22 protein-coding genes and 2 pseudogenes are annotated in these 26,880 nt (G+C 39.7%); 16 read left to right on the forward strand and 8 right to left on the reverse strand.

Going from position 1 to position 26,880, the window contains the following annotated elements; translation table 11 throughout:
• Window positions 1-75: 75 nt before the first annotated feature.
• Window positions 76-2,868, reverse strand: a complete 2,793-nt coding sequence (gene glnE / locus P20480_RS02505; protein WP_008132387.1) for a bifunctional [glutamate--ammonia ligase]-adenylyl-L-tyrosine phosphorylase/[glutamate--ammonia-ligase] adenylyltransferase — start codon at window positions 2,866-2,868, stop codon at window positions 76-78.
• A 77-nt stretch (window positions 2,869-2,945) separates the two neighbouring features.
• On the opposite strand from glnE, the gene P20480_RS02500 reads away from it, so the two are divergent.
• The 6 genes from P20480_RS02500 (at window position 2,946) to ruvX (ending at window position 7,531) form a co-directional block, all read left to right on the forward strand.
• Window positions 2,946-3,839, forward strand: a complete 894-nt coding sequence (locus tag P20480_RS02500) for a DUF350 domain-containing protein (RefSeq protein WP_006793184.1) — start codon at window positions 2,946-2,948, stop codon at window positions 3,837-3,839.
• 73 nt (window positions 3,840-3,912) lie between these two features.
• Entirely contained in the window at window positions 3,913-4,389 is a 477-nt protein-coding gene (locus P20480_RS02495) for a hypothetical protein (RefSeq protein WP_006793185.1), read from the forward strand.
• 74 nt (window positions 4,390-4,463) lie between these two features.
• Complete coding sequence (gene rsmE, locus P20480_RS02490; RefSeq protein ID WP_008132394.1) at window positions 4,464-5,198, forward strand: 16S rRNA (uracil(1498)-N(3))-methyltransferase; 735 nt, start codon at window positions 4,464-4,466, stop codon at window positions 5,196-5,198.
• A gap of 76 nt (window positions 5,199-5,274) precedes the next feature.
• Window positions 5,275-6,225 carry a glutathione synthase gene (gshB, locus tag P20480_RS02485; protein WP_008132396.1) on the forward strand — a complete coding sequence of 317 codons (951 nt, stop codon included), beginning with the start codon at window positions 5,275-5,277 and terminating at the stop codon, window positions 6,223-6,225.
• Between the two features lie 170 nt (window positions 6,226-6,395).
• Complete coding sequence (locus P20480_RS02480) at window positions 6,396-6,953, forward strand: YqgE/AlgH family protein (RefSeq protein WP_008132397.1); 558 nt, start codon at window positions 6,396-6,398, stop codon at window positions 6,951-6,953.
• Between the two features lie 128 nt (window positions 6,954-7,081).
• Window positions 7,082-7,531, forward strand: a complete 450-nt coding sequence (ruvX, locus tag P20480_RS02475) for a Holliday junction resolvase RuvX (protein WP_006793189.1) — start codon at window positions 7,082-7,084, stop codon at window positions 7,529-7,531.
• A 74-nt stretch (window positions 7,532-7,605) separates the two neighbouring features.
• On the opposite strand, the gene P20480_RS02470 is transcribed toward ruvX, so the two are convergent.
• The gene (locus P20480_RS02470) at window positions 7,606-8,736 is read right to left on the reverse strand and encodes a PilT/PilU family type 4a pilus ATPase (protein ID WP_008132400.1); all 1,131 of its coding nucleotides are present in this window, start codon (window positions 8,734-8,736) and stop codon (window positions 7,606-7,608) included.
• A gap of 9 nt (window positions 8,737-8,745) precedes the next feature.
• Window positions 8,746-9,786: a type IV pilus twitching motility protein PilT gene (locus tag P20480_RS02465; protein WP_006793191.1), complete on the reverse strand. Its 1,041-nt coding sequence runs from the start codon at window positions 9,784-9,786 to the stop codon at window positions 8,746-8,748.
• A 2-nt stretch (window positions 9,787-9,788) separates the two neighbouring features.
• Between P20480_RS02465 and P20480_RS02460 the strand changes: the two genes are divergently transcribed.
• From P20480_RS02460 to P20480_RS02425, 8 genes are all read left to right on the forward strand, one after another.
• Entirely contained in the window at window positions 9,789-10,502 is a 714-nt protein-coding gene (locus P20480_RS02460; RefSeq protein WP_008132401.1) for a YggS family pyridoxal phosphate-dependent enzyme, read from the forward strand.
• Window positions 10,503-10,519: 17 nt separating this feature from the next.
• Complete coding sequence (proC, locus tag P20480_RS02455) at window positions 10,520-11,341, forward strand: pyrroline-5-carboxylate reductase (RefSeq protein ID WP_008132402.1); 822 nt, start codon at window positions 10,520-10,522, stop codon at window positions 11,339-11,341.
• Between the two features lie 27 nt (window positions 11,342-11,368).
• A complete protein-coding gene (locus tag P20480_RS02450; RefSeq protein ID WP_006793194.1) occupies window positions 11,369-11,902 on the forward strand; it encodes a YggT family protein in 534 nt (177 codons plus the stop codon).
• 59 nt (window positions 11,903-11,961) lie between these two features.
• Complete coding sequence (locus P20480_RS02445; protein WP_008132403.1) at window positions 11,962-12,408, forward strand: DUF4426 domain-containing protein; 447 nt, start codon at window positions 11,962-11,964, stop codon at window positions 12,406-12,408.
• A 4-nt stretch (window positions 12,409-12,412) separates the two neighbouring features.
• Complete coding sequence (locus P20480_RS02440; protein ID WP_008132404.1) at window positions 12,413-13,012, forward strand: XTP/dITP diphosphatase; 600 nt, start codon at window positions 12,413-12,415, stop codon at window positions 13,010-13,012.
• The gene (hemW, locus tag P20480_RS02435; protein ID WP_008132405.1) at window positions 13,009-14,145 is read left to right on the forward strand and encodes a radical SAM family heme chaperone HemW; all 1,137 of its coding nucleotides are present in this window, start codon (window positions 13,009-13,011) and stop codon (window positions 14,143-14,145) included. Before P20480_RS02440 ends, hemW begins: the two co-directional genes overlap by 4 nt.
• 85 nt (window positions 14,146-14,230) lie before the next feature.
• Window positions 14,231-16,063 carry a DUF885 domain-containing protein gene (locus tag P20480_RS02430; RefSeq protein ID WP_008132406.1) on the forward strand — a complete coding sequence of 611 codons (1,833 nt, stop codon included), beginning with the start codon at window positions 14,231-14,233 and terminating at the stop codon, window positions 16,061-16,063.
• A gap of 114 nt (window positions 16,064-16,177) precedes the next feature.
• The gene (locus tag P20480_RS02425) at window positions 16,178-16,846 is read left to right on the forward strand and encodes a hypothetical protein (protein ID WP_008132407.1); all 669 of its coding nucleotides are present in this window, start codon (window positions 16,178-16,180) and stop codon (window positions 16,844-16,846) included.
• A 135-nt stretch (window positions 16,847-16,981) separates the two neighbouring features.
• On the opposite strand, the gene P20480_RS02420 is transcribed toward P20480_RS02425, so the two are convergent.
• Window positions 16,982-17,698: an SIMPL domain-containing protein gene (locus P20480_RS02420; protein WP_006793200.1), complete on the reverse strand. Its 717-nt coding sequence runs from the start codon at window positions 17,696-17,698 to the stop codon at window positions 16,982-16,984.
• Window positions 17,699-17,811: 113 nt separating this feature from the next.
• Between P20480_RS02420 and P20480_RS02415 the strand changes: the two genes are divergently transcribed.
• Window positions 17,812-20,481, forward strand: a complete 2,670-nt coding sequence (locus tag P20480_RS02415; protein ID WP_008132410.1) for a bifunctional acetate--CoA ligase family protein/GNAT family N-acetyltransferase — start codon at window positions 17,812-17,814, stop codon at window positions 20,479-20,481.
• 124 nt (window positions 20,482-20,605) lie between these two features.
• Here the strand turns inward: P20480_RS02415 and P20480_RS18745 are convergent.
• The 3 genes and pseudogenes from P20480_RS18745 to P20480_RS19330 all read right to left on the reverse strand — a co-directional run bounded on the left by P20480_RS18745 (window position 20,606) and on the right by P20480_RS19330 (window position 25,761).
• Window positions 20,606-25,131, reverse strand: a pseudogene (locus P20480_RS18745) (EAL domain-containing protein).
• A 24-nt stretch (window positions 25,132-25,155) separates the two neighbouring features.
• Window positions 25,156-25,557, reverse strand: a complete 402-nt coding sequence (locus P20480_RS02410) for a GNAT family N-acetyltransferase (protein ID WP_008132419.1) — start codon at window positions 25,555-25,557, stop codon at window positions 25,156-25,158.
• 1 nt (window position 25,558) lies between these two features.
• A pseudogene (locus P20480_RS19330) lies at window positions 25,559-25,761 on the reverse strand (DUF3283 family protein).
• 124 nt (window positions 25,762-25,885) lie between these two features.
• On the opposite strand from P20480_RS19330, the gene P20480_RS02405 reads away from it, so the two are divergent.
• Entirely contained in the window at window positions 25,886-26,584 is a 699-nt protein-coding gene (locus P20480_RS02405) for a transporter substrate-binding domain-containing protein (protein ID WP_008132423.1), read from the forward strand.
• Here the strand turns inward: P20480_RS02405 and P20480_RS02400 are convergent.
• A complete protein-coding gene (locus P20480_RS02400) occupies window positions 26,581-26,826 on the reverse strand; it encodes a DUF1289 domain-containing protein (protein WP_006793207.1) in 246 nt (81 codons plus the stop codon). The genes P20480_RS02405 and P20480_RS02400 overlap by 4 nt on opposite strands.
• Window positions 26,827-26,880 lie beyond the last annotated feature (54 nt).

The following is a 26,880-nucleotide window of genomic DNA, read 5'->3' on the forward strand; positions in this document are numbered from 1 at the left end:
CGTGATTTTTTATTTAAAAGCACATCACTTAGAGCGTGTTTGCTTATAAAGCAAATAAATATGATTGAACAAATCCTACAGCTCAAAAACCGCTTTCCAAATGGCAGTCACATTAGTGATGTCTTGTAAAAACTGCTCGCGTTCAACTAACTTTCCTTGCTGATCTAGGCTGAGTACGTGGTAACACGAACGGTAGTCAATATACGCTTTAATTAACTGCTGCTTTTGCTCTTTTGTAATACAGCCTATTTTAGCAGCATCAGTAAGTATTCTTACATTATCTGAAAATACACTTAGTTGCTCGCTATCGTGTGCATTTTTAAGAACAAGGTATTGTGTAATAAATTCAATGTCGGCCATGCCACCAGCATCTTGTTTTAGGTCAAATAACTGCGTGTTCCCTTTTGCAAGGTGGCCGCGCATTTTCTCTCGCATTTTAATGACATCATCTTTTAACACAGGCGTTTCACGCGCTTGGCAAAGTATATTTTTACGTATTTGCGAAAAGCGTTCTTCTAACTCATTTTGACCTAAAATAATACGAGCACGAACCAGCGCTTGATGCTCCCATGTCCACGCTTGTGTTTGTTGATAGTGATTAAAGCTCTCTAAATTGATAGCAAGTAAACCCGAAGCACCCTCTGGGCGAAGACGTGTATCTAACTCGTATAAAATACCCGACGCCGTTCGCGTATTAAATAAGTGCATTAAACGTTGGGCAAGTTTTAAATAAAACTGGCGAGAATCAATCGCTTTATCGCCATTGGTTTGACTCGAGCCATCGTGATTGTGAACAAACACAAGATCTAAATCTGAGTCGTAGCCCACTTCAAAACCACCCGTTTTACCATAGGCAATAACGGCAAAACCCTTGTGTTCATTGTCAGTGTTTGGCGGCATGCCAAAGCGCTTTACCGTGTTATGCCATGCAATGTTTACGGCCTGCTCGACTATGGCTTCTGCCAATGCAGTTAAGTGATCGCTTACTTTCATAACATCCAAAACGCCAGTGGCATCTGCGGCAGCTATCCGTAATTGATGAGTTTGTTTAAACTGCCTTAACGACTCCATTTGTAGCTCTAAATCGTCGTGCTCTATGCGTAAAAAATATTGACGTATTTCGTCTTTATAAGCGCTAAGTGGTGTTGGTTTATAAAGCACGGCAGGGTCAATTAATTCATCAAGCAAAATTGGGTAACGAGAAATATGCTCGCCAATCCACTTACTATGGCAACACAAAGAAACTAACTGCTTTAACGTGCCTGGGTTTTCATATAGCAGTTCTAAGTAGGCAGTACGCGAAATAATTTTATTAAGAATTTGGCACACAGTACCAAATACTATGGCACTGGCATTAAAGTCGCTTAGCTGTTTAAGCATGGCTGGCATGAGTTTATCAAGAATCTCACGCCCTCGATTTCCAACTTTTACTTTAGATAAACGTAATTTAAAGTCTTGCAGTGGCTCTTGCCATTCGTCTTTAGGTTCATTTAAAAAACTGACATCACAATGATCCCACGCACTTATAAATGCACCTTCACACGTGTCTAGAGGCTCTGTTTCTTCCCCTATTACCTGAATAAACTCATTGTGCACCTGCGCCATTACCTGCTCAATTTCATTTACTGACCCTGCAAAGTCTGATTGCGATAATAGGTAATTTAATCGTTGTTGGTTTATTTCATCATCAGGCAAAGTTTGCGTTTGCTGGTCGTCGAATATTTGCAGGTATTGCTCTACTTTTCGTAAATAAAGATAATTACCTTTCAGCTCTTTTGCTTCGTCGTCATCAATAACTTGGTTTAGTGCTAACTGTTTTAACGCATTAAGTAATGATTGTGTCTGTAAATTAGCCTCTCGCCCGCCGCGTACCATTTGTAGTGCCTGAACAATAAATTCAACTTCTCGTATTCCGCCAGCTCCCAGCTTTATATTATTGGTTAAACGTTTACGGCGAACTTCTTGCGCAATCATGAGTTTCATTTTACGAAGCGATTCAATAACTGAAAAATCAATATAGCGTCTGTATACGAAAGGTTTAAGCAATTGATTAAATTCATCCCAATAATGATTGGGCTTACCAATTAAACGACTTTTAAGCATGGCGTAACGCTCCCAATCACGCCCTTGCTCTTGGTAATAATCTTCAATAGCGTTAAAACTCATGACCAACGGGCCACTTTCACCAAATGGCCTAAGGCGCATATCAACCCTAAATACCTGACCATCCCCTGTTGTTTGGTTAAGTGCTGCTATTAACTTTTGAGCCACTTTTGTGTAAAACACCTGCGCCTCGATACTTTTTCGGCCGCCTTGAGTTTTAACACTACGAGGGTATGCAAATATAAGGTCGATATCTGAAGAATAGTTAAGTTCTTTACCACCTAACTTGCCCATACCAAGTACCATTAAAGGCAAAGATTGCCCTTGCTCATCTACAGGCTCACCATTAAGTGTGGCCACTTGCGCATGGGCCCACTCGTTAGCGCTTTGAATTAACTTATCAGCAAGCTGGCTAATATACTCAATGCTATCTGCAATTGGATTTTCACAACATAAATCTAAAAAAGCGACTTTAAGCCAGTATTTTTCACGATATTTGCGAAGTATTTGATGACACTGTGCTTCGTTTATATCTGCCAGTGTTAAGTTTTCGAAGGGGGAAGGTATGTCTCTACTTTTAATTTCGTCTTCACATAGCAACCCGCTTTTTAAATCAGGCTGAGACTGAATACAGCGCCAAGCAAAGTCGCTTAACGCTAATAACCTTACAACTTCGCTTTCTATAGGGTGCTGCGGGTACAGCTGCTCATAGCGCTTTAACCCAAGTTTTTGTAATTGAATAGGAAGTTGTATTGCGTTACTCATCAATCCTCTCTTTTATATCATCAGTAACCGTACTAGAATGATTAAAACCTTAAAGGTTAACTCTAATTAGGACAACCATGTCATATTTATCTTTATCTAACACTAGTTTTGTTGCGATTACTATTAGTTTTGCTGTTATTTGCTTAACTATTTTTTCATTAAGAATAATAACTCAAATTAAATTAAAACAAGCGCTTAAAGATGAATTAGCCCAGCATGATAACTTTGCCATGGGGATCAATTTTGCTTCAGAGATTTCGGTTGTTATTGCAACCATTGCCTTTTTATTTGATGAAATAAGTGTAAGTACCGCACAATCTAATCCACTTAAAGTAGCAATATTAGTGTTGCTGTTGTTTTCATTTATAAAAGTGGGACATTTGATTCACCGAAAGTGGATTTTGCATCGTTTTAACGAAGAAGCGGCTATTTTAAAACAAAATGTATGCGCCGCCTTAGTAGACTCTGGCATGCTAATAGCTAATTTCATTATGACCTTAGGCCTTTACACATGGACCCACACTCAAGGGTTCAGTAACTTATTAATCGCGTTAGTCAGCTTTTTTTTACTGCAAGGTATGTTTGCACTTGATAGTAAAATACGCGAACATCGTTTTGCAAAAGCCAATCAAGGCGCTTCGCTACAAAGTAATTTTAATTTAGAAAATACCTCTATTGGTATTCGCTATGCTGGTAAATCAATTGGTTTAGCGCTTGCCTCGTATGCAGGCTTGTCGAGTGCTACGTTTCAAAACGGTAAAATGGTTGAAAACCTGTTTACACTGGTAATGCATTGCGGTGTAATGTGGATACTGTTATATGCGTTAACATTTATTGTAAAAAAAATATCACTACCCAATATTGATGCAGCACTTGAAGTTGATCATCAAGACAACATAGGTATTGCTTGTATTGAATTTGCTGTTTTTTGTGCAATAGGCTATTTACTAATTAGCATGTTTTCTATTTAACATTAAACATTTTTCGCTTGGGCTTACACAAAACTTGCTTACATAACACTTTGCTTAATTGCACTGGGACATTATGCCATTTGAAGTTACTAACTATCTATTAATCGATATAGATAACGAATTTAGCAGAGCGTTTGCTGGTCACTATTTTAATAGTGCAAAGCGAGATGCCCCAAGTACCTTAGTCATTGCAGGTGCTAATACTCGCCAGTTAGTTAAAATGATGTTTGATGAACTCATTAAAGATTATTGTTATTGCGATTTTGAAAACGAAATTAGCGTTTCTGAGCTTGCCAGTTATTTGCATGAACATCATGATATTAAAGGTGTATTGTTTAATCAAACCGATTATTTACTGGCTGATGAAAAACAACGTTTTATTTATAACTCACTGCATGAAAAACGTTTTTTAGTCACTCAAGATGAAAGCGGTTTTGCTTTTAGCCCTGTAAAAGACGAAGGCTTTTCAAACCACCTATCTTGTCATACCGACATAGCCGATACATCAGTCGATATTATTGAGTTAACAGAGTTACTTAATAAACAATAAATAATTGCACCTAGCTCGCAGCTTACTTAACATAGCGGTATATAACTTTATCGCCAACTTATAAGTGAAATCACATGCGAGTTCCTCATATTTACCAAGCGTCTTCTATTACACTAAACACTCCCGTGTCACTCGATGACGATGCAGCTGGCCACATAGGCAGAGTACTTCGCATGAAAGTAGGCGAACATGTGTCTATTTTTAATGGCGAAGGTGGTGAATACCTAAGTGAAATTATAGAAGTGAGTAAAAAGAATGTAGTGGTTATGCCACAGCAATTTAATCCTCACGACGTAGAATCACCATTAAAAATTCACTTAGGCCAATGCGTATCGCGTGGCGATAAAATGGATTTTACAATTCAAAAGTCAGTTGAGTTAGGTATTACCGAAATCACCCCTATTTTTAGTCAGCGCTGTGGCGTAAAGCTCATTGGCGACCGCCTTGATAAAAAGCATCAACAATGGCAAAAAATAGCGATTGCGGCAGCCGAGCAGTCGGGGCGTAATTATGTACCGGTTGTTCACCCCCCTATAGACATAAAACAGTGGCTTGAGCAATCAACTAACGCGATAAAGCTCACGCTTCATCCTCGCGCAGAACACAGCATTAAAACCATTACTGTACCTAAAGATGGCGTTCGGTTTTTAGTCGGCCCAGAAGGCGGCTTTACTGACGAAGAAATGGCACAAACTAAACAACAAGAATTTGTTGATATTCGTTTAGGGCCACGTGTTTTACGAACTGAAACCGCCGCTTTAACGGTCTTAAGTGCATTACAGCTACAATTTGGTGATTTAGCTAATTGAAATAGCTAAAAACACCCTCATATCAAAGCTATTAGTAAACTCTAGTAGTAATTACACATAGATTAAGGCACAGCGCATGGCAATTAAATTAGGTATTATTTCAGATCCTATTAGTGGGTTTAACATCAAAAAAGACACCGGCTTTGCAATGATGATGCAGGCGCAAGAGCGTGGCTACGAAATTTACTATATGGAGATGGATGATTTATCACTTCGTAAAGGTAAGTCTTATGCCACCGCTGCCAAAGCGCGTGTATTTAACAACGAAGAAAAATGGTACGAACTAGAAGAAAAAACCACCATTGCCCTTGCCGATCTTGATGTAATTTTAATGCGCAAAGATCCGCCGTTTGACACTGAATACATTTACGCAACGTATCTTTTAGAGCGCGCTGAAGATGAAGGCACGTTAATTATTAATAAACCACAAAGCTTGCGTGATGCTAACGAAAAGCTGTTTACTGCATGGTTTAGCGAACACACGCCAGATACCTTAGTTACGCGCAGCCAAAAACAAATTCGTGAATTTTTAGCTGAGCATAAAGACATTATTTTAAAGCCACTTGACGGTATGGGCGGCGCGTCTATTTTTCGTGTAAAAGAAGATGATGCAAACATAGGTGTTATTTGCGAGACCCTAACCGAGCATGGCAGCCGCTATGCCATGGTACAAAATTATGTTCCTGCTATTACACAAGGCGATAAACGCGTTCTTGTGGTTGACGGTGAAGTCATTCCCTACTGCTTAGCGCGTATTCCACAAAACGGTGAAACTCGCGGAAATCTAGCCGCAGGCGGTCGTGGTGAAGCTCGCCCATTGAGCGAGTCAGATATGAGAATTGCACAGGCCGTTGCGCCCACGCTTAAAGAAAAAGGCCTTGTATTTGTTGGCCTTGATATTATTGGCGACAAGCTAACCGAAATTAACGTAACAGCACCTACGTGTGTGCGTGAAATTGAAGCCGCGTATGATATATCAATCACAGGTATTCTTTTTGATGCTATTGAGAGAAAATTAGCTAAATAGTCTAGCCTCAGGTTAAATAAGTTAAATTGGCTTAACGCAATGCGTTTAACGTTTAAATATTAATGCAGCACTTGCTGTATTAATATTTTAATAAAATCAGTTAACTTATTTAGTTATAAAATACAGGGTTGTGCCATACTCAAAATTCATTAACTGAAAGGGTGAAATCTATGCAGTCATTAGAAAATCATTTTTTAATCGCCATGCCGTCAATGCAAGACCCTTTTTTTAAACGTGCTGTTACGTATATTTGCGAGCACAATGAAGATGGGGCAATGGGATTGGTGATAAACCAACCCATCAACGTAACCGTTGGTGAACTACTTGATAAAATAGAAATCGATAACGACAAAACCCAACAAGCAGCTAAAGTAGCTGTGTTTGCAGGTGGTCCAGTTAAAACAGATAGAGGTTTTGTGCTTCACTCCCCTAAGCTCGGGTATACCTCAAGCCAAAAGCTCAGTAGTGATATTATGATCACCACCTCTAAAGACGTGCTAGCAAGTTTAACGACAGCACATGCCCCTGAGCAGTTTATTATCACCTTAGGGTATGCAGGTTGGGAACAAGGCCAACTAGAACAAGAACTGCTTGATAACAGCTGGCTAATTATAGAAGCGGATCCGGCCATTATTTTTAACACGCCCGCTGAAAAACGATGGGAAAAAGCCGTTTCAATGCTTGGCTTTGATATAGGCCAACTAAGCCCTGAAGCCGGGCATGCTTAAATATCTCCTTTCTAAATTAAGTTCATAATATAAATTCACTTGGAAATAGACACGCTATTACAAGTGAATTTTTTTATGTAAACCTTTAACATAACGGCTTGAAAAGCAGCCTAAGTAAAACATTATCAATGACAAAAAGAACATTTAAGCCACAAGGCGAGCGCACCGTAATGGGATTTGATTTTGGCACTAAAAGTATTGGTATTGCCGTGGGGCAAGAACTCACTGGCAGCGCATCAAGCCTTAAGGCCGTAAAAGCGCAAGATGGTATTCCAAACTGGGATCATATCGCAGTACAAGTAAACGAATGGCAACCAGATTTAATGGTGGTCGGTTTACCGCTTAATATGGATGGCACTTCACAAGAGGTGACATTTAAAGCTAAAAAGTTTGCTAACAGGTTACATAATCACTATGGCATTCCTGTACAAACACAAGATGAGCGCCTAACAACTGCTGACGCAAAAGCCCGTTTATTTGAGCAAGGTGGTTATAAAAATTTAGGTAAAGGAAATGTAGATAATATGTCTGCGGTAATTATTTTAGAAAGTTTTTTTGAATCATTTTACGGTGAGTAACGCTGTAATTAGGTGTGTTAAATATTAAAAAAGACGCGGCTGGAAAGTCGCGCTTTTTTAATAACAATAACTAATTAGTTATCGTCATCCCCCATTCCATCAATAGTTACACCTTGTAAAAAGCCCGCACCTTGTTGTTCGTTATTGCGCAGTTTAATCATCAAGCGTAAGTCATTTGGTGAGTCAGCATGATGCAGTGCATCTGCATAGTTGATACGTTGCTGCCTGTATAACTCAAAAAGGGCTTGGTCGAAGGTTTGCATGCCCATATCGTTAGATTTAGCCATAGCCTCTTTAATGCCGCCAATATCGCCGTTTTTAATCAGCTCTGCCACCATAGGTGAATTAAGTAATATCTCTATTGCGGCAACGCGTCCTTCGCCATCTGAGGTAGGTATTAATTGTTGAGCAACAATGGCACGTAAGTTAAGGGCTAGATCGTATTTTAGCTTGTCATGTTTCTCTTTTGGTACCAAATGCATAATACGGTCAATGGCTTGGTTAGCATTGTTGGCATGTAGTGTAGCCACACATAAATGCCCTGTTTCAGCAAAGCTTAATGCGTATTCCATAGTTTCTTGCGAACGTATTTCACCAATTAAAATAACATCTGGAGCTTGACGTAATGAGCTTTTGAGCGCCGACTCAAAACTATCTGTATCGAGCCCTACTTCGCGTTGAGTAATAATACTTTTGCGGTGCTCATGAACAAACTCAATAGGATCTTCAATTGTTAAAATGTGACCCCGTTGGTTTCGGTTTCTGTAGCCAATCAAGGCTGCTAATGAGGTCGACTTACCGGTTCCTGTTCCACCAACAAACAGAACTAAACCGCGCTTAGCCATAATGACGTCGGTAAGTGTAGAAGGTAAGCCCAAATCACTGACATCGGGGATCTGTGTCACAATTCGGCGAATAACCATACCTGCTCTATCGCGCTGCCAAAACGCAGAAATACGAAAACGCCCTTCGTCGGTTGCAATAGCAAAGTTACATTCTTTAGTAGCATGAAACTCCGCTTTTTGCTTTTCGCTCATCGCAGACTCAACCAACTGTAAAGACTCTTCGTCAGTGAGTTTGTCGTCGCCCAAAGGAATTAATTCACCGTTTATTTTTGCACTAACAGGTAAACGGCTAGATACAAATAAATCAGAGCCTTTTTTCTCAATCATAGTGATTAAGTAACGGTTTAAAGATAAAGTCATGATAATTCCTTAACCACCAAATTGTGTTTTGTCTTGCGCTTTAGCTTGCGCTGCGGTGTTGGTCACAATGCCTCGGTTAACTAAGTTTGTTAAACATTGATCCATTGTTTGCATACCAATTGATGCCCCCGTTTGAATAGACGAGTACATTTGTGCAATTTTGTCTTCACGAATTAAGTTACGTATGGCGGGTACACCAATCATAATTTCATGAGCAGCCACTCGCCCACCGCCAATTTTTTTAAGGAGTGTTTGTGAAATAACCGCACGCAATGACTCAGACAACATAGAGCGTACCATTGCTTTTTCTTCACCAGGGAATACATCAATAATACGGTCAATGGTTTTGGGCGCTGAGGTTGTATGCAACGTACCAAACACTAAATGACCGGTTTCAGCAGCGGTCATCGCTAGGCGAATAGTTTCTAAATCACGCAACTCACCCACTAATATAACATCGGGGTCTTCACGCAGCGCACTACGTAGTGCGTTTGAAAAACTGTGTGTATCACGATGCACTTCACGTTGGTTAACTAAGCTTAACTTGTTATCGTGAACAAATTCGATTGGGTCTTCAATCGTTAAAATATGGTGATGCTTATTTTGATTTATGTAATCAACCATGGCCGCAAGTGTTGTTGATTTACCCGACCCTGTTGGCCCGGTAACAAGCACTAACCCACGCGGGTTGTCTGATATTGTTTTAAAAATATCTGGCGCGCCTAAATCATCAAGTGTTAATACTTCACTCGGTATAGTACGAAATACTGCCGCAGGACCGCGGTTTGAATTAAAGGCATTAACACGAAAGCGAGCAAGATTAGGAACCTCAAACGAAAAATCCACCTCAAGGTTTTGTTCGTAATCTTTGCGCTGAGTATCGTTCATAATATCGTAAACTAAACTGTTTACGTCTTTATCTGCAAGGGCTGGTATATTAATGCGGCGAACATCACCATCTACGCGTATCATAGGTGAAACACCCGACGATAAATGTAAATCGGATGCATTGTGTTGCACACTAAACGCTAATAATTCGGTAATATCCATTTATGACTCCACAACTGGCTGATAATTATATGGTTACAATAGCAGAACGACTCACTTGCGCCTACGCAAGAATTTCAAACGCGGCAAAAAACACGCACAGAAGCAAAGATGAAATAACCTTACTGGCGGTGTCTAAAACCAAACCTAGCGACGATATAGTTGCTGCCTACAATTATGGCCAACGCCAGTTTGGTGAGTCTTATGTTCAAGAAGCTGTAGATAAAATAGCTCAACTGCACACATATAGCGATATCATTTGGCATTTCATTGGCCCTATCCAGTCAAATAAAAGTGCTTTAGTGGCAGAAAATTTTGATTGGGTACAAAGCGTCGATCGAATCAAAATAGCCAAGCGCCTCAACGCTCAGCGCCCAACCAGTAAACCACCACTTAATGTACTTATTCAGGTAAATATTAGCGCCGAGGAGGCAAAGTCGGGCTGTCATCCCGATGACATCGCAAATCTTGCTGAGTTTATTAGCCAATGTGATCAGTTAAGATTACGTGGTTTGATGGCTATTCCTGCAAAAAGTGACGATCCAACGACACAAACTCAATATTTTGAGCAATTACAAACTTGCTTTGATAAACTAAAGGCCCAATATCCACAGTTAGACACTCTATCTATGGGTATGAGTAATGACGTTGAAGCCGCAATTAGTGCAGGCTCAACTATGGTGAGGATCGGAACAGACATTTTTGGAACACGAACTTAAAAGGTAAAAACAGATTTATGTCAGATAAAAAAATCGCATTTATAGGCACAGGTAACATGAGCTACGCTATTATTGGTGGCATGGTAAAAAACGGCTTTGACGCAAACAACATCATTGCGACTAACCGCAACCAAGAAAAGCTTGCAAAGGTAGCAGCCGATTTCAAGGTGCAAACCACCAGTGACAATAACGAAGCCCTACGCGATGCTGATGTAATTGTTTTGTCTGTAAAGCCGCAAATGATGGGCGATTTATGTAAATCGTTTCAAGAGTCTGGCATCGATTTCAGTGATAAACTCTTTATCTCAGTAGCTGCTGGTTTAACAATAAGCCGCTTGCGCGAAATGTTAGGGAAAGATGTAAAAATTGTACGTTGCATGCCTAATACACCGTCTTTATTAGGGCGTGGCGTGTCTGGCTTATTTGGCGCTGGCGAAACGCAACAAGAACATGAATTTGTTCAACAAGTATTTGAGTGCACAGGTATTGTGGTGTGGGTCGAACAAGAAGCGCAAATTAACGATATCATTGCAGTAACAGGTTCATCACCAGCTTACTTTTTCTTATTTATGGAAGCCATTGAAGAAAAAGCAAAAGCGCTTGGCTTTAATGATGAAGATGCTCGTCGTTTAGTACAACAAACAGCACTTGGCGCTGCCGAAATGGCGTTAAGCCAACCAGAAATTAGCATTTCTCAGCTACGCGCAAACGTAACATCTAAAGGCGGCACTACACATGCCGCAGTTGAGCATTTAAAAGACGAAGGCTTAACTAAAACCGTTGGCGATGCGATGGATGCGTGTATTGCTCGAGCGATGCAAATGGAAAAAGAACTTTAAAACTACTTTACTATTAAAGGTTACACTATGAATGCCATGCAATTTTTGATCAGTACTCTGTTTGATTTGTTTTTAATGGTGGTACTACTGCGTTTTTGGCTACAGTGGGCAAAAGCCGATTTTTACAACCCAATGAGCCAGTTTGTGGTTAAAGCAACGTCGTTTGCAGTCAACCCTTTACGTAAAATTATACCCGGGTTAGGTGGGCTTGATTTAGCCTCACTATTGCTGGCATTTATTGTAGCTATTGCCAAAATTAGTACTTTAATGTTGGTAATTTACGGCGCATGGGCTGCGCAACCCGTGTTTATTCAAGCTCTAATTACCGTAATAAAAGAAGGCTTAAACTTAGTATTTTGGGTATTAATTATCCGCGCAATTCTCAGCTGGGTAAGCCAAGGCTACAACCCTATTGAAGCGGTTTTCCACCAGCTTACTGAGCCAATGCTCAAGCCACTTCGTAAAATTATTCCACCAATGGGTGGGTTAGATTTATCAGTACTTGTATTAATTATTGGTATTCAGTTTTTGCAAATGCTGTTAATGGACTTTTTAGCTTAAGCCTTTGTTTTAAGTAAAAGAGGCCTTATGGCCTCTTTTTTATATTTTTGGAGTGAACAATGAATCGGTTAATTAAATTTTGTTTTATTGCTTGTTTAACATTCGCATTTAACGCACACAGCGAACAAACATTGGGCGGGCAATATAAAGAACTTGGCCCGTGGCAAGTACATTACATTGCTTTTCCATCAACCTTTATTCAGCCACAAATTGCCAAGGCTTATGGGCTTGAGCGCAGTGGATATAAAGGGATTGTTAATATTTCTGTGTTAAAAAACAATACAGGCAATACAGCTCAAAAGGCCAAGTTATCTGGCACAGCCAGAAACCTACTTGGCAACAAACAAACGCTTAACTTTAAAGAAGTAATTGAAGGCGAGTCGATTTATTACCTTGCCCAAGTCGATTTTACAAACGAAGAAATACTGCGCTTTGAAATTGAAATACAGCAAAGTAATCAATTTCAAACACTGCAATTTCAGCAAAAATTTTACGTAGATAAATAATATTATGAACAAAACTTTAGTCCTTGCCACGGGTAACCCTGGCAAAGTAAGTGAGCTGGCCAACATGTTAAGCCCACTTAATATTAATGTAGTTCCACAAAGTGATTTTAACGTTAGTGAAGTAGCCGAAACAGGTACTACCTTTGTTGAAAATGCTATTATTAAAGCCCGTCATGCAGCTAAAATTACGGGTATGCCAGCCATAGCTGATGATTCCGGCTTAGAGGTTGATGGTTTAAATGGTGCACCGGGGGTTTACTCTGCTCGCTTTGCTGGTGAGAGCGCAAGCGATCAAGACAACATAGATAAACTACTGAATGATTTAGGTAATAACCCAAATCGTAAAGCGCGTTTTTGGTGTGTATTAGTATTAATGCGCCACGCCGATGACCCTACCCCGCTTATTTGCAGCGCAAGCTGGGAAGGCGAAATTACACAAACCCAACATGGCGAAGGCGGGTTTGGTTACGACCCGGTATTTTTTGTTGAAGAGCAAAACTGTACCAGCGCCGAGTTAACCAAAGAGCAAAAAAATGCTGTGAGCCATCGCGGTCAAGCACTACAGGCTTTGCTAAATAAGCTACAACTAAAAGGCGGCCTGTGACTCTTCCTCCTCTAAGTTTATATGTGCACGTACCTTGGTGCGTGCAAAAATGCCCTTATTGCGACTTTAATAGCCACGGGCAAAAAGGCGACATTCCTGAAGCTGAATATGTTCAGCATTTAATAGACGATTTAAAAGCCGACTTACACTTAGTCCAAGGGCGAAAAATTCACAGTATATTTATTGGTGGCGGTACCCCAAGTTTATTGACCGGTGATGCTTATACACGCCTACTAAGCGAAGTAGATAGCCTTATAGGCCTTGCCGATAATTGTGAAATAACCCTCGAAGCAAACCCAGGCACAGTAGAAACGGGCCGATTTAAAGAGTATGTGAAAGCAGGTATAAACCGCATTTCAATTGGCATACAGAGCCTGCAAAGCGACAAGTTAAAAGCGCTTGGCCGCATTCATGGTGCTAACGAGGCAACCTATGCAGCAGAGCAAGCCAAAGAAGCTGGTTTAAATAGCTTTAATCTTGATTTAATGCACGGCTTACCAGGGCAAACCTTAGACGATGCATTAAGTGATTTAAAGCAAATTATTGCCCTCGATCCGCCACATATTTCGTGGTACCAACTTACCATAGAGCCTAATACTCAGTTTGCATCTAAACCGCCAACACTTCCTCAAGATGAAACTCTGTGGGATATTCAAGAACAAGGCCAAGCACTACTTGCAGAAGCAGGTTATATACAATACGAAATTTCAGGGTATGCAAAACCGGGCTATCAATGCCAACATAACCTAAATTATTGGCGGTTTGGCGATTATCTGGGGATTGGCTGTGGTGCTCATGGTAAGGTTACCAATGCAAAAACCGGCATAATTACCCGAACTGAAAAGGTCAAACATCCCCGTGGCTACATGGATATGGTAAAGCCTTATTTGTATAAAAGCTGGCACGTTGAGCAAGACGATTTGGCTTTCGAGTTTTTTATGAATCGCTTTCGCCTTGCAGAGCCATGCCCGATTGAAGACTACAGTGCGCTGACTAATCAGCCATTGCAAAGCCAACAAGCAGCTTTAAATAAAGCCATAAACACCGGTTTATTAATAGAAAAAGACGGTCACTGGCAAGTGAGCCTTAAAGGGCATCGCTTTTTAAATGACCTGCTAGAATTGTTCGTATAATGCATTGGGCGTTATACGTCATGTAAAGCGAATACATGAAAAATTAAAATACCCTAATGGGTTTCTAACAACAAAAGGGAAAACAATGCGTAAACTTACCTTTATTGCAGCAGCTGTGAGTGTTGCACTCCTTGCTGGTTGCCAACAAGCACCACAACAATCTGTAACCACTCCAATTGTACAAGCGCAACCTGTACAAAGCGAAATTGACAAAGCCAATGCGTTTTTTGAAGATACCTTTAACCGTGATGTGATGAGCAGCCCGGTTTACCAAACTTACATGGGTATTAAAAAAGATTACGATAAGTGGGATGACGGCAGCGAAGAGCAAAAACTCAAAGACCTCGCTGAAACTAAAGCCGACTTAGTTGCCCTAAACGCGATTAACCGCGACCTGCTAGACGATGCAACTAAAGTAAGCTACGACTTAAAAAAACAAGACTTAGAAAGCTCAATTGCTGACTTTAAATGGCGTTACCACAACTACCCTGTAAACCAAATGTTTGGTACACACTCTATGGTGCCTGCATTTTTAATAAACCAACATTCAATTAGTAATGTTAAAGAAGCAAAAGACTACATTTCGCGTTTAAATGGGGTGCCTACGGTATTTGACCAATTAGTAACTGATTTAGAAACACGAGCAAGCAAAGGCATTATTGCGCCTAAGTTTGTGTTTCCACATGTTATTGATTCAAGCAAAAACATTATTCAAGGTGCACCATTTGAAAAAGGTGACGATTCAACACTTTTAGCAGACTTTAAACGCAAAGTAACGGCACTTGAAATCAACCAAGACGAAAAAGATGCACTTATTAACGAAGCAACTGACGCGTTAAAATCAGCAGTTAAGCCAGCTTACTCAAAGCTTATTAACTACCTAGCACAACTTGAAAAGCGTGCTGACGATCGTGATGGTGCTTGGAAATTACCTGAAGGTAATACCTTTTACAATAATGCACTTAAACGCACAACTACCACTGATTTAACTGCAAAAGAAATTCATGCTATTGGCCTATCAGAAGTAAGCCGTATACATGACGAAATGCGTGAAATTAAAGATAAAGTAGGCTTTAAAGGCGATTTAAAAGCGTTTATGCAGTTTATGAAAACTGATAAGCAATTTTACTACCCAAATACAGCAGAGGGTAAACAACGCTACCTTGACGAAGCAACAGCTATGATAGACACAATGAAAGTGCGTCTTGATGAGCTATTTATTGTTAAGCCAAAAGCTGACCTTAAAGTAAAAGCAGTTGAAGCTTTCCGTGAAAAAGCGGCGGGTAAAGCATTTTACCAACAGCCTGCGCCAGATGGTTCACGCCCGGGTATTTACTACGCAAACCTTTATGACATGGAAGCGATGCCAACGTACCAAATGGAAGCACTGGCTTACCATGAAGGTATTCCGGGTCACCACATGCAAATAGCTATTTCGCAAGAACTAGAAGGTGTGCCTAAGTTCCGTAAATTTGGCGGCTACACAGCCTACATTGAAGGTTGGGGTTTATACTCTGAGCTTGTACCTAAAGAAATGGGTATGTACTCAGACCCATACTCAGACTTTGGTCGTCTTTCTATGGAATTATGGCGCGCGTGCCGTTTAGTGGTTGATACTGGTATTCACGCAATGAAGTGGACTCGCCAAGAAGGGATTGATTACTATGTGAATAACACCCCTAATGCCACTTCTGACGGCGTTAAAATGGTTGAGCGTCACATTGTAATGCCTTCGCAAGCAACGGCTTACAAAGTAGGTATGTTGAAAATTTTAGAACTACGTGAAGACGCTAAAAAGCAACTTGGCGACAAGTTTGATATTCGTCAATTCCACGATGTAGTGCTAAAAAATGGCCCAGTACCACTTAACGTACTAGAAAACTTTGTAAATGAATGGGTAGCAAGCAAAAAAGCTTAATCCCAATTTATAAAGCTAACTAAAAGGTCGCTTATGCGACCTTTTTTGTATTTTGTAACATTTGGCAATAATAGGTTAAGCTAAACAAAAAGGTATTTAAAAGGCGCAAAAATTATGGAGTTATGCATACAGTTACTTAACGCACGTATTTCAAAGCATCAATTAAATGAACTTGATAATGATTTTAAGCAGTTAAGTCCAGCCCAACAAACACAGCAGCTTAATCATCTGTACGAAAGCGCTTTGCGTATGAGTATTAAGTACGATTTTATGCAAAATGTAGCAACACGTATTTTAGCAAGCAATACCCCACCTGCACCTTTTATCAATCAGTTAACAACCACAGATGCCTTGACGTTTTTTACTCCGGCGCTTAGAGAAAATAAGGGCTTCTTGGCACAAGATACCCAAGGCAATAATGTGTTACACACTGTATTTAAACACGCTAATGCCCAAAAGCTGGCATTTAACTATATACGCTCATTAATGTTATTTGAATCTAACGATGACTTAGTAAAAGCGCTTGCCCAACCCAATGCTCGTGGCCTAACACCTGTTGCTTGTTACATTGCGTATGCAAATAAACCAAGCACGCCGGTTAAGCATGAATTTTCGGCACTGTTAGCCTTGATGGAAATAGAACAAAAACAAAACCCAACAGCTAAACAGCAGTTGGCAAATATATTAAAAGGAACAGATCTTAACGAAACCAGTATTTTACTTAGTGCTGCTTACCTGCAACGTTCAACCGCGCAAGTTGCACATTTAGTTAAAGCAGTTTAGGTCGTGAAAACCCTGATAGATTAAGCGTTGGCCAATCGAGTAACTATTTTACCAAGGTACGAGATTTGTAACCTAATGAGTTACATAAATACTAAACACACCGCTATAAATTTAACCTAGAATAATAAATAGATCCTAGTCGTTTAAGTAGTATTCAACAGTAGTTACTACTCTTACGTTTTTTATTTGTGGTGTATTTGAATCGCGATTAGTAATACTAAACTGCCCTTGGCGAGCTGTTTTTATTTTTCCTAGTTTTGAATTGGAATCCCTAGCAAACTTGTTAGCTACTTCGCGGGCTTTTTCAGTAGCTTGTTGCACCATGGCCGGTTTCACATCGTTTAGCCCTGTAAAAATATACTCAACACGTGTTTCGTAACTATCTTGTACTATGGCAATATTTTGTTTAGCTAATTGGCTTACTTTGCTCAGCGCATTTTGCACCTTGTCTACAGCGCTAGAATAAACGGTCATATTTGAACGAACAATGTACCTAAATTGCTGGTTTTCATTGCCGTACTCGCGCGCCTGTTTATCAACAATAGATTGGCTACCAAGTGATATTTCAGTGTCATCAAAACCATGCAGTTTTAAAAATGCGATCACGGCTGCGTTTTTTTTCTCAACCCTATTTACCAACTTTTCAAGGTCGTTATCTGCATCGCTAAATTGCAAAGGCCATATAACAGTATCGGCAATCACCTCTTGCTCTGCTAATCCTTTAACTTGTACTGTACGCTCCATTTCTTTTACATTTAGTGCTGCACTTTTTAAAATAAACCCTAAGCTAATTAAGCCTAGGCTTAAAAAAATAGCCGCCAGCACAGTGTGAAAACCAGGTGTTTTAATCACAGTAAACTCCTTGATTGATATCAATAATACGTATCTATAAACTCGAAATAACCTGTTAAACAGGGTACATTGAGACAATGCATAACGCAAAATTTAAAAGCTAAGGAAACGCAATGAGCCTAAAGCGAATTAGTCAGTTTTTTAAACCAAGCTCAGTGGCAGTGATAGGTGCGTCAAATAACGCCTCTCGTGCCGGTTTTGTCGTTATGCGTAATTTGTTACAAGGCGGTTTTAAAGGACCAATCATGCCTGTAACGCCAAGCTATAGCGCTGTTCATGGCGTACTTGCATACCCGTGTATTAATGATCTACCTAAAGTGCCTGATCTTGCCGTTATTTGTACCAATAAAAATACCCTGTTCGACATTATTAGCCAACTAGGTGAGCTGGGCTGTAAAAGCGCTATTATTATTGCCGATGGCTTAACGAACGATCAAAAAAGTGCGCTAAAAGCATGCGCCCATAAACACAACGTTACTTTATTAGGCCCTAATAGCTTAGGGCTATTAATTCCCCACATTGGGTTAAATGCCAGCTTTTCTCATACAGTGGCAAGCCCAGGTAAAATTGCCTTTGTATCTCAATCTGCAGCGGTATGTTCAACCATATTAGATTGGGCTAAAAATAAAGATATTGGCTTTTCGTACTTTGTTTCTGTGGGAGGGTGTTTAGATATTGATTTTGATGAGCTGCTCGACTTTTTAGGGCGTGATTCAAAAACTAAAGCTATTTTACTTTATATTGATAACATTGAAGACATTCGTGGCTTTATTTCGGCCGCAAGAGCGGCTGCATTTAGTAAACCTGTTATTGCCATAAAAACTGGAAAGACAAATGCTGGCGCTCTTGCTGCAGAGATCCATTCCGGTGGAAAACAAAGCTCTGATGCCGTATACGATGCGTTATTTCAACGTGCGGGTATGCTGCGCGTTAACGACCTACGAGAGCTATTTGCTGCAACACAAACGCTCGCCATGCACCCAAAATTATTGCAAGTTGAACAGCTCACTATTTTAACAAATGGTGGAGGCCCGGGTGTTATGGCGGTTGATGAGCTAATTCAACGTTCTGGGAAATTAGCGGCGCTTAGTAGTGAAACACGCAGTGCGCTTAATCACGTTATTCCCCGCTCGGAAGCAACCTCCAACCCGATTGATATTTTTGGTGACTCGGCACCAGCGCGTTACAAACAAGCATTAGAAATATTATTGCATGCAAAAGAAGTAAAAAACTTATTGATAATACATACCCCATCGGCACTGGCTCCAAGTGAAGACTATGCCAGTGTTATTGTTCAAGCGCTGCAAACGTTGCCCAAAATGGCTCGCCCTTATGTGTTTACCAACTTTATGGGTGAAGATGCTTCATTTGCAGCCAGAAAAATATGCGCTAATAATGCAATTCCTACTTATCGAACACCTGAAGGCGCTGTCGGTGCGTTTATGCACTTGGTGTCGTATCGTCGAAACCAAAAACATTTAACGCAAACGCCAGAGTCTAACACTGACGATGCAAAAATAAACAAAGCTGCTGCCACAACGTTAATAACTGAATATTTAGATGAAGAACAAACCTATCTACCCACTCACAATGCAAGCCAAGTACTAAGCCACTATGGTGTTGAATGTATTGAAACTAAAGTGGCGTACACACCTACTGAAGCAAAAGAACAAGCAATAGAGCTTGGTTTTCCCGTTGCGCTTAAGCTTATAAGCCCAAGTATTGCTTCTAAGTCTGAAGTCGGCGGCGTGGTTTTAAATCTAAACGATGCCAATGAAGTTGAGCAAACCGCATTTGCGATGCTTATTCGTATTAAAAACACTTATCCGGATGCCACTATTGATGGGTTTTCACTCCAAAAAATGGCACCGCGTGCAGGTGCAAACGAGCTGCGGATTGCAATTAAAACAGAGCCTAATTTTGGCCCCGTTATTTTACTTGGTGAGGCAGGTACAGGGCTTGAGTACGCTCAAGCGGCAGTAGCCCTCCCTCCCCTTAATATGAACTTGGCTAAATATTTAATTGCTGCCGCACATGATAAAGGCGTATTAAAAGATCGCATTTTACCTGAAAAGGTCGACAAATATCGTTTATGTGCGTTGCTCACGCGTATTTCACAGCTCGTTGTGGATCAACCAGATATTAGCGCAATGGAACTTAACCCAATACTTGCAAGTAACGGGCAATTTTTAGTACTTGATGCCACCATAACGCTAAATCGATACCAGTCAAAAAGTAACCGCAAACGGTTATGTATTCGCCCCTACCCTATAGATCTTGTAGAAATAGTAACGCTAAAAAATAATACTCAAGCAACGCTTAGGCCAATAAAACCTGAAGATGAACAAGCCCACAAGGCATTTGATCAATCACTCAATAAAGAAGATCGTTACAAACGCTTTTTTGGCGAGTTACCTCAATTTAACCACGATCAACTTGCTAAAATGACTCAAATTGATTACGACCGAGAAATGGCGTTTATTGTTTGCCAACGCTTAGAGGGAAAAACACGTACCTTAGGGGTGTCGCGTGTGATTATGGATCCCGACAACGTGCATGCTGAGTTTGCTATTGTGGTTCGTTCTGATTGCCAGGGCTTAGGGCTAGGTCGAATTTTAATGAATGCTGCAATTAACCATTGTAAACGCCAAGGCGTTGAATGGATTGAAGGTATAACACTACCAGAAAACACAGGTATGATTGAACTTGCCCGCAAGTTGGGCTTTAAAGTAAGCCGCGATTTTGAAGAAGGCAGCATTAACATGGTGCTCAACACAAAATAAACTCAGCCCAATAACTTACGTTATGTTCAGAGCGCCTAAAACCAGTAAGGCGCTATAATATTGCAACTTAACGTGCACTGTGCTTAAAAGGACTAATAACACTATTTTTGATATTTATGACCGCTTATCTATGATCTGCGTGTAGGTTACTACTAAAAATATCTTGCCAGTCACGTACTATGAGCGCTGGTACATCTTCACTTGGAACAGGCTTACTAAATAAATAGCCCTGAAAATGCTTGCACCCTAACGCGGTTAAAAACAGAAGCTGCTGCAGGCTTTCAACGCCCTCAGCCACACACTCTTTGCCTAAACTGTGTGCCAATGTGAGTGTTGATTCAATAATTGCCTCATCATCAGAATCAATACCGATGTCTTGAACAAAACTTCGATCAATCTTAAGCACATCTATAGGAAAACGCTTTAAGTAAGTCAGCGATGCATAGCCGGTACCAAAGTCGTCCATATAGAGTTTACAGCCTAACTCTTTTAGCTTTTTCATACTTTGCAGTGCAAGGTTTGAGTCACGCATTAAAATAGATTCTGTTATTTCAAATACAATAGCCTCTGATGGCACGTTAGCATTAATAAGCGCTTTTTTAATCTCTGGCACAAGCTCTATAAATTCAAAATCTAATGCCGATAAGTTAATCGATAAATACAAATCAGGAGATGCTTTTCGCCATTCGTTAAGCTCATTTAATGCTCTGTTAAAGGTTTGTAGCATTATTTTAGTTATTAAACCAACACCTTCAGCCGCCAACGAAAACTCCTGTGTTTGGATTCGCTTATTTTCAGGCCAGCGAAGTAATACTTCAAAGCCTTCAGTTTGATGTGTGTGAGCATTTATAATAGGTTGGTAATAATTACAAAACTCATGCTCTTGATAGGCTTTTGTTAACTGTGATTCTAAATGAAGGGCTTTTTGAACATGCTGATTCATTTCTTGTTTGTAAAATTGATAATTACTTTCAAGCGCACCTTTGGCATGATAGAGCGCAATGTTTGCCGCCTTCAGTAAGGCACCACTTTGTGTTGCATCATCAGGAGAAATAGCAACACCAATGCTTAAATTAATATTCACTACTTGGTCGTTAATACTTATATTTTGATTCACGCAATCCATAAGTTTGGTACAAATAAGTAATACTTCTTCTATTTGGTGAATATCTTCAACCAGGACCACGAATTCATCACCACCAAATCGTGCAATACTGTCTGATGAACGTAGTGAGCATTTTAACCGCTCTGCAACTTTTTTAATAAGTTCATCGGCGACTTCGTGGCCTAATGAATCATTAAAATATTTAAAGCGCTTAATATTAATATGTAAAAGCGCAGCTTTGCATAAGTGCTTTTGGGCTTGCTCAAGGGCATGCTCAACCCTATCATTAAACAACGTACGATTCGGTAAGCCGGTTAACACATCAAAGTTAGCGAGTTGGTGCAGTTCACTTTCTGCCAGTTTTTGTGCATGTATATCCGTTAAAATAATCACGTAGCTGCTTAAGCGTTGTTCTGTATCAGCAACCGCACTTATTTTAACTAGCACATGGCGAGACTCTCCATTGTGAAGGCGCACCATATCTTCACAAGAAAAATGCTCCCCTTCTGAGAGCTTTTTCATAATACGTAAGTAATCAACACGGCTTTTAGGCGACATACCTAATTTTAACGCCCTACTTGAAATGGGCTCTGCAGCAAAGTTAAAAGCGGTTTGCAGTGATTTATTAGAGGCACGAACATTAAAGTTTTTATCGAGAATAAAAACCCAATCACGAGTTTGTTCAAATGCAGCAGTAAATAAGCGTGCGTGCTCTTCAAATACCATTTCACGGGTCATGTTAGTGTATGTACCTGCTACTTTTTGAGGCGTTTTTTCATCCCACTCAACCACTTTGCCAAAGTCTTTATACCAACGCCAATAACCTTTGGCATGACGTACACGGTATGTACAGTTAAAGTAGCCTTTATCGGTCGACAAAAACTCTAACCACTCTAAACGAAATAGTTGTTTTTCTTGCGGGTGTATTTTAGCCAAGTATTCATCAAGGCTTACAGTATCGTGTTTATAACCCAGCTCATTACTTAAACGAGGCTGATAAATACTTGGATTACTTGACTGCCAATCCCATACGCCAGACTCACTGCCTTCAAGGGCAAGCTTTAAACGGGACTCACTGTCTTTACTTTCTTTATGCGCAGCCAATAAGATACGTTGAATTTTATTACGTCGCCTGACCCACATGGCAATAAAAAATAAAAATAAAGCGCCGTATAACACCATAAAATAAGGCGCACGCCAAAGTGGGTATTTAACCTTTATTTTTAATGTAGCTGGCTTGGTAAAAATTCCCGTTAAGGGGTCTTTAGCCCAAACTTTTAATGTATAACTACCAGGGTTTAACTTAGGAAATAGTACTCGGTTGTTATTTCTTGCGTAGGTTTTTGCCCGTTATCAAGCTGGTACTCATAAATAATACGTTCTTGATTACTAAAAGCCATTGCAGAAAAAGCCACTTCAAGACCAATGTCATCGTGGTTTAAAACGACTTCATTCAGAGGTTGCCTTAAATCGCGAGATAACTCTCGGGACATTAAATTTACCCGCGTTATATTTACATGCTCTATAAGCGGCTTATAACTTTGGTTTTCCATTGGATGAAAATACGTTATTCCTTTTAACCCCCCATATACAATGCGGCCATCGTTAAGCTGCGCCATTGCTGAGCTATTAAATTCAGCCGATAAAAGCCCCTCGGCTGTACTAAACTGCTGAAAGTGGAGCGTTTCTGGATTTAAACGCCATATTCCTTTATGGCTACTCATCCAAATCATACCGTCGTCGTCAAGCACCATACTGTAAAGTAATGTACCTAATTTATTCTTATCAAGATCAATAGTATGAAGGTGTTCATACGTTGATGAATCAATACCAATTAAGCCAAAGTTAGAAAGAGAGATCCACAACACGTTGTTATTATCAATTACGTATGAAAGCACACTAATTGCAACGTTTTCATGTTGTTTGGGTACTTTATAAATCATTTCTAACGCTAGGTTGTTAGGGTTTAATTGATATAAAATACCGGCATTAAAAAAGAGTGGCCAGTCAGGTTTATTTGGTAAAGCGGGTAAAAAACCATGCGCTAAAAAAGGGTTAAATTGTGCCAATTCACCGCCCAATCGTGTCACAATTTTAGTGTCTATGTTATAAACAAACGCGCCATGGTCACGATGCATAAAATATAAATCGCCATTTGGCATTAAAGCAACACCGTGTACCCACCCTGAGATATGATCTTGGTTTGCCACATTTTTTGTTTTAGGTTCAGTGACTTGGTACGTATTTGGATCAAAAATATACAAGCCTCGATTTGTATTAAGCCAAAGCATATTTTTATAGGGCATAATTTGCCAAACGCTAAACTCACGTGTGTAAGCGTCAGCTTTATAATCTTTTAAATATACTTTGCTGGTATTGGTTTTTAAATCAACCTCAGTTAAGCCATTATTGGTTGCAAGCCAAAGCTTTTCGTTAAATTCGGTTATTCCCCATATTGAATGGTGAGATAAACCTGCGCCACCCAGCACACTGCCATCAACATTGTTAAAATGATACGTATCTTTTGATAGATAAAAGGCACCATCACTTTTTGTGGCCACCCATACGCCACCAGACTTATCTTTGGCCATATCAATAATGCTGGTGTCGGCTAAGGTATATTTACTTTGAGTGATTCGTGTATTTTTTATTAACTCACCACTGTTTAAATCAAATTTGAATAACCCTTTGTCTGTCGCAAGATCGATTTCACCTTGGTTGTACTCTATTTTCCACACATTTAGGTCGGCAAGTAGCACTTTATTTTTGAATGCAATATCGGGACGTTCAAACATGCTTGGTAAATCACTAATATCAACCTGATACATACCTTTGACCGTGCCGACTAATAACTGGTTATTTTCACCCAGCTCAAACGACTTAACATTATTTTGGTAAACATGCGCCGCCTCACCTTTTAAATGCTGTAATGGACGAGTTAGATCATTAGCAATATCATGAACGTAAGCACCGTGAGAGGTCGCTATAAAAATGTAACCGTTATAATGAAACAAGCTTCTTACTAATGTATTTTTGTATTCTTTAGGCAGCTCAAAAACAGATTCAATCACACCGCTTTGAATATCGAGCTTCGCAAAATCTCGACCTCGTCCAATCCACAGTGATTTTGAATCAGCCGCTAGCATGGTAAATACTGATTGATTAAAAATTTGCTCTTCGTTGCTTGGAGGACTTAAAAATTGCTTGTAAGTATCAGTGGCTGGATCATATCTAAACAGGCCCTCGAGTAATGAGGCAATCCAAATATAACCGTCTATGTCTTGGTATATTCTGTCAATAATTGCTTCTTCTAGCTCTCCATTTGGGCCATTAATCGGGGTTACTTGATACCCATCGTAACGGTTTAACCCCCCTTCGGTAGAAAGCCACAAATACCCGTTGTTATCGATGAGTATGGTATTAACGTAGCTTTGTGATAGGCCTTCACTGGGTGATAAACGCTTAACTTGTGCACCAGCCTGGCAACTCACTATAGTTATTAAAACTAAGCAGCAACTTAAAATCCAATTAACGCCCTTACTCATGGTCATTCCATATGGTTTTTATTTTTATGGGTACTCTAGTGCGACAATATTACGGTGCTTATACATATCAAAAAGTACGTGTAGATCAGCAGTATATGTTAACACTTGGTTAAAACCAATACTGAGGTATAAATCGACTATGTTTTTAAATGCAAAGGTATAAACATGCATGTGTTGATGCTTCAAAAGATCAGTTATTAATTGCTTTGCCAGCCCTTTTGAGCGATGTTCTTTAGCAACATAAACCGTGGATAAAAACAAAAAATTGGATTTATGTTGCACCCTACATGCAGCCACTATTTGCTCATCTAAGTATATAACCCATACTTGATCTTGCTTATTAGCGCGCCCGCTAGCCCCATGTAGTTTGTAAAATTTATTTACTAAGGGTGTTTTTACTTTATCTAATAATTGGGTGGTATACATTTTAACTAAGCATTAGTGCCAAATATTGCTCAAACTTTTGTTTTAATACCGTTTGCTCTGCTACTGGACGGCTATGGATTGTATTATAAACTTGCTCGCGTGTTTTTTATTACGCTTAATTTGGTATGCCCAAAATGAGGCTTCATAGTCGAGCTGGATTTGGTACTTATCTTCACGTGGTAATAAACATAGGTTAAAACTCACAGGATTTCCTCATTCTTTATATGACTTAGGGTGTAATACATAGCTTGCAGTGCTGGGCAAAAAGCAAGCACCTTGCTATTATACGCCTCTTATTAATTTATCTCAGCAGTAATTGGAAATGATAATGCAAAGTCGCTTTAGTGTATTGTTTCTATTAACGTGTTTTATGTTGAGCACGGCATGTTTTAGCAATCAAAACACGCTCACATTTAACCGTCCTGATAACGTACCGCAAGCAAATTATGTTCTTGAGCTTCTTACACTCGCCTACAAGGACATAGGCTACGAAATACACCTTATCGATTTTAATCCCCAAAATGCTCTTCGCGCTGCTAATAATGGCACACTAGACGGACAGTTGGGTCGAGACAACAGTATAGAGGTAGATTTTCCTAATTTGCTGCCTGTTAACTACCCATTGTTCAAGTTTAAATTAATACTGTATAAAAACTGCCAGCAAAGCGTATTAAACCGGCTCGATAACGTTGCTATTTTAGCTGATTGCCCCATACAAGCACAGTACATAAAAAATACGCAATTTGATGGTAATGTAATTGAAGTAAAAAATATAAGTACGCAACTAAATCTGCTTACTCAAGAAAAAGTAAAAGGTATATTGCTACTCGATTTTGCATCTGACAGTCTACCAATCCAGCATCCTGATGTTTGCTACCAAAAAGAAACACTACGTGTAACACCTGTTTATCATTACTTAAACAAACAAAATGCGCACCTAATTGAAGGCTTAGAAGCGGCACTTAATAAACTTCATAACAATGGCACGGCTTATGCGCTTAAAGCTAAATACAATATGTATGATTAAAAATCGAATCCGTGCTGCTTTGTCGTGTTAGTTGCACTTTCAGCTTGCTGTTTTTTAAGTAGATATCGCTTGTAGCGCTGCTGGCACAGGCTCAAAACTTTTTTCTTTTGTGCATTGGTTAAAGAGTTCCATAAAAATCGCTCGTCACGACTACGGTAACACCCTTTGCAATACCCTCTATTGTTAACTAAGCAAATACTTTTACAAGGACTTGGAATATCAAATATTTCAATTTGTTGCATAGCATACACCGCTTAGTTAAGGTCATACTTTCAGTATAGCGTTATTTTTTAAAC

The sequence above is a fragment of the Pseudoalteromonas sp. BSi20480 genome (assembly GCF_000241365.1).
In the GTDB taxonomy this organism is placed as follows: domain Bacteria; phylum Pseudomonadota; class Gammaproteobacteria; order Enterobacterales; family Alteromonadaceae; genus Pseudoalteromonas; species Pseudoalteromonas marina.

Bases quoted from the DNA above. Each gene is read 5' to 3' on its own strand.
- glnE (WP_008132387.1), bottom strand. From the start codon at position 2,868: ATGAGTAACGCAATACAACTTCCTATTCAATTACAAAAACTTGGGTTA.
- P20480_RS02500 (WP_006793184.1), top strand. From the start codon at position 2,946: ATGTCATATTTATCTTTATCTAACACTAGTTTTGTTGCGATTACTATT.
- P20480_RS02495 (WP_006793185.1), top strand. From the start codon at position 3,913: ATGCCATTTGAAGTTACTAACTATCTATTAATCGATATAGATAACGAA.
- rsmE (WP_008132394.1), top strand. From the start codon at position 4,464: ATGCGAGTTCCTCATATTTACCAAGCGTCTTCTATTACACTAAACACT.
- gshB (WP_008132396.1), top strand. From the start codon at position 5,275: ATGGCAATTAAATTAGGTATTATTTCAGATCCTATTAGTGGGTTTAAC.
- P20480_RS02480 (WP_008132397.1), top strand. From the start codon at position 6,396: ATGCAGTCATTAGAAAATCATTTTTTAATCGCCATGCCGTCAATGCAA.
- ruvX (WP_006793189.1), top strand. From the start codon at position 7,082: ATGACAAAAAGAACATTTAAGCCACAAGGCGAGCGCACCGTAATGGGA.
- P20480_RS02470 (WP_008132400.1), bottom strand. From the start codon at position 8,736: ATGACTTTATCTTTAAACCGTTACTTAATCACTATGATTGAGAAAAAA.
- P20480_RS02465 (WP_006793191.1), bottom strand. From the start codon at position 9,786: ATGGATATTACCGAATTATTAGCGTTTAGTGTGCAACACAATGCATCC.
- P20480_RS02460 (WP_008132401.1), top strand. From the start codon at position 9,789: ATGACTCCACAACTGGCTGATAATTATATGGTTACAATAGCAGAACGA.
- proC (WP_008132402.1), top strand. From the start codon at position 10,520: ATGTCAGATAAAAAAATCGCATTTATAGGCACAGGTAACATGAGCTAC.
- P20480_RS02450 (WP_006793194.1), top strand. From the start codon at position 11,369: ATGAATGCCATGCAATTTTTGATCAGTACTCTGTTTGATTTGTTTTTA.
- P20480_RS02445 (WP_008132403.1), top strand. From the start codon at position 11,962: ATGAATCGGTTAATTAAATTTTGTTTTATTGCTTGTTTAACATTCGCA.
- P20480_RS02440 (WP_008132404.1), top strand. From the start codon at position 12,413: ATGAACAAAACTTTAGTCCTTGCCACGGGTAACCCTGGCAAAGTAAGT.
- P20480_RS02430 (WP_008132406.1), top strand. From the start codon at position 14,231: ATGCGTAAACTTACCTTTATTGCAGCAGCTGTGAGTGTTGCACTCCTT.
- P20480_RS02425 (WP_008132407.1), top strand. From the start codon at position 16,178: ATGGAGTTATGCATACAGTTACTTAACGCACGTATTTCAAAGCATCAA.
- P20480_RS02415 (WP_008132410.1), top strand. From the start codon at position 17,812: ATGAGCCTAAAGCGAATTAGTCAGTTTTTTAAACCAAGCTCAGTGGCA.
- P20480_RS02410 (WP_008132419.1), bottom strand. From the start codon at position 25,557: ATGTATACCACCCAATTATTAGATAAAGTAAAAACACCCTTAGTAAAT.
- P20480_RS02405 (WP_008132423.1), top strand. From the start codon at position 25,886: ATGCAAAGTCGCTTTAGTGTATTGTTTCTATTAACGTGTTTTATGTTG.
- P20480_RS02400 (WP_006793207.1), bottom strand. From the start codon at position 26,826: ATGCAACAAATTGAAATATTTGATATTCCAAGTCCTTGTAAAAGTATT.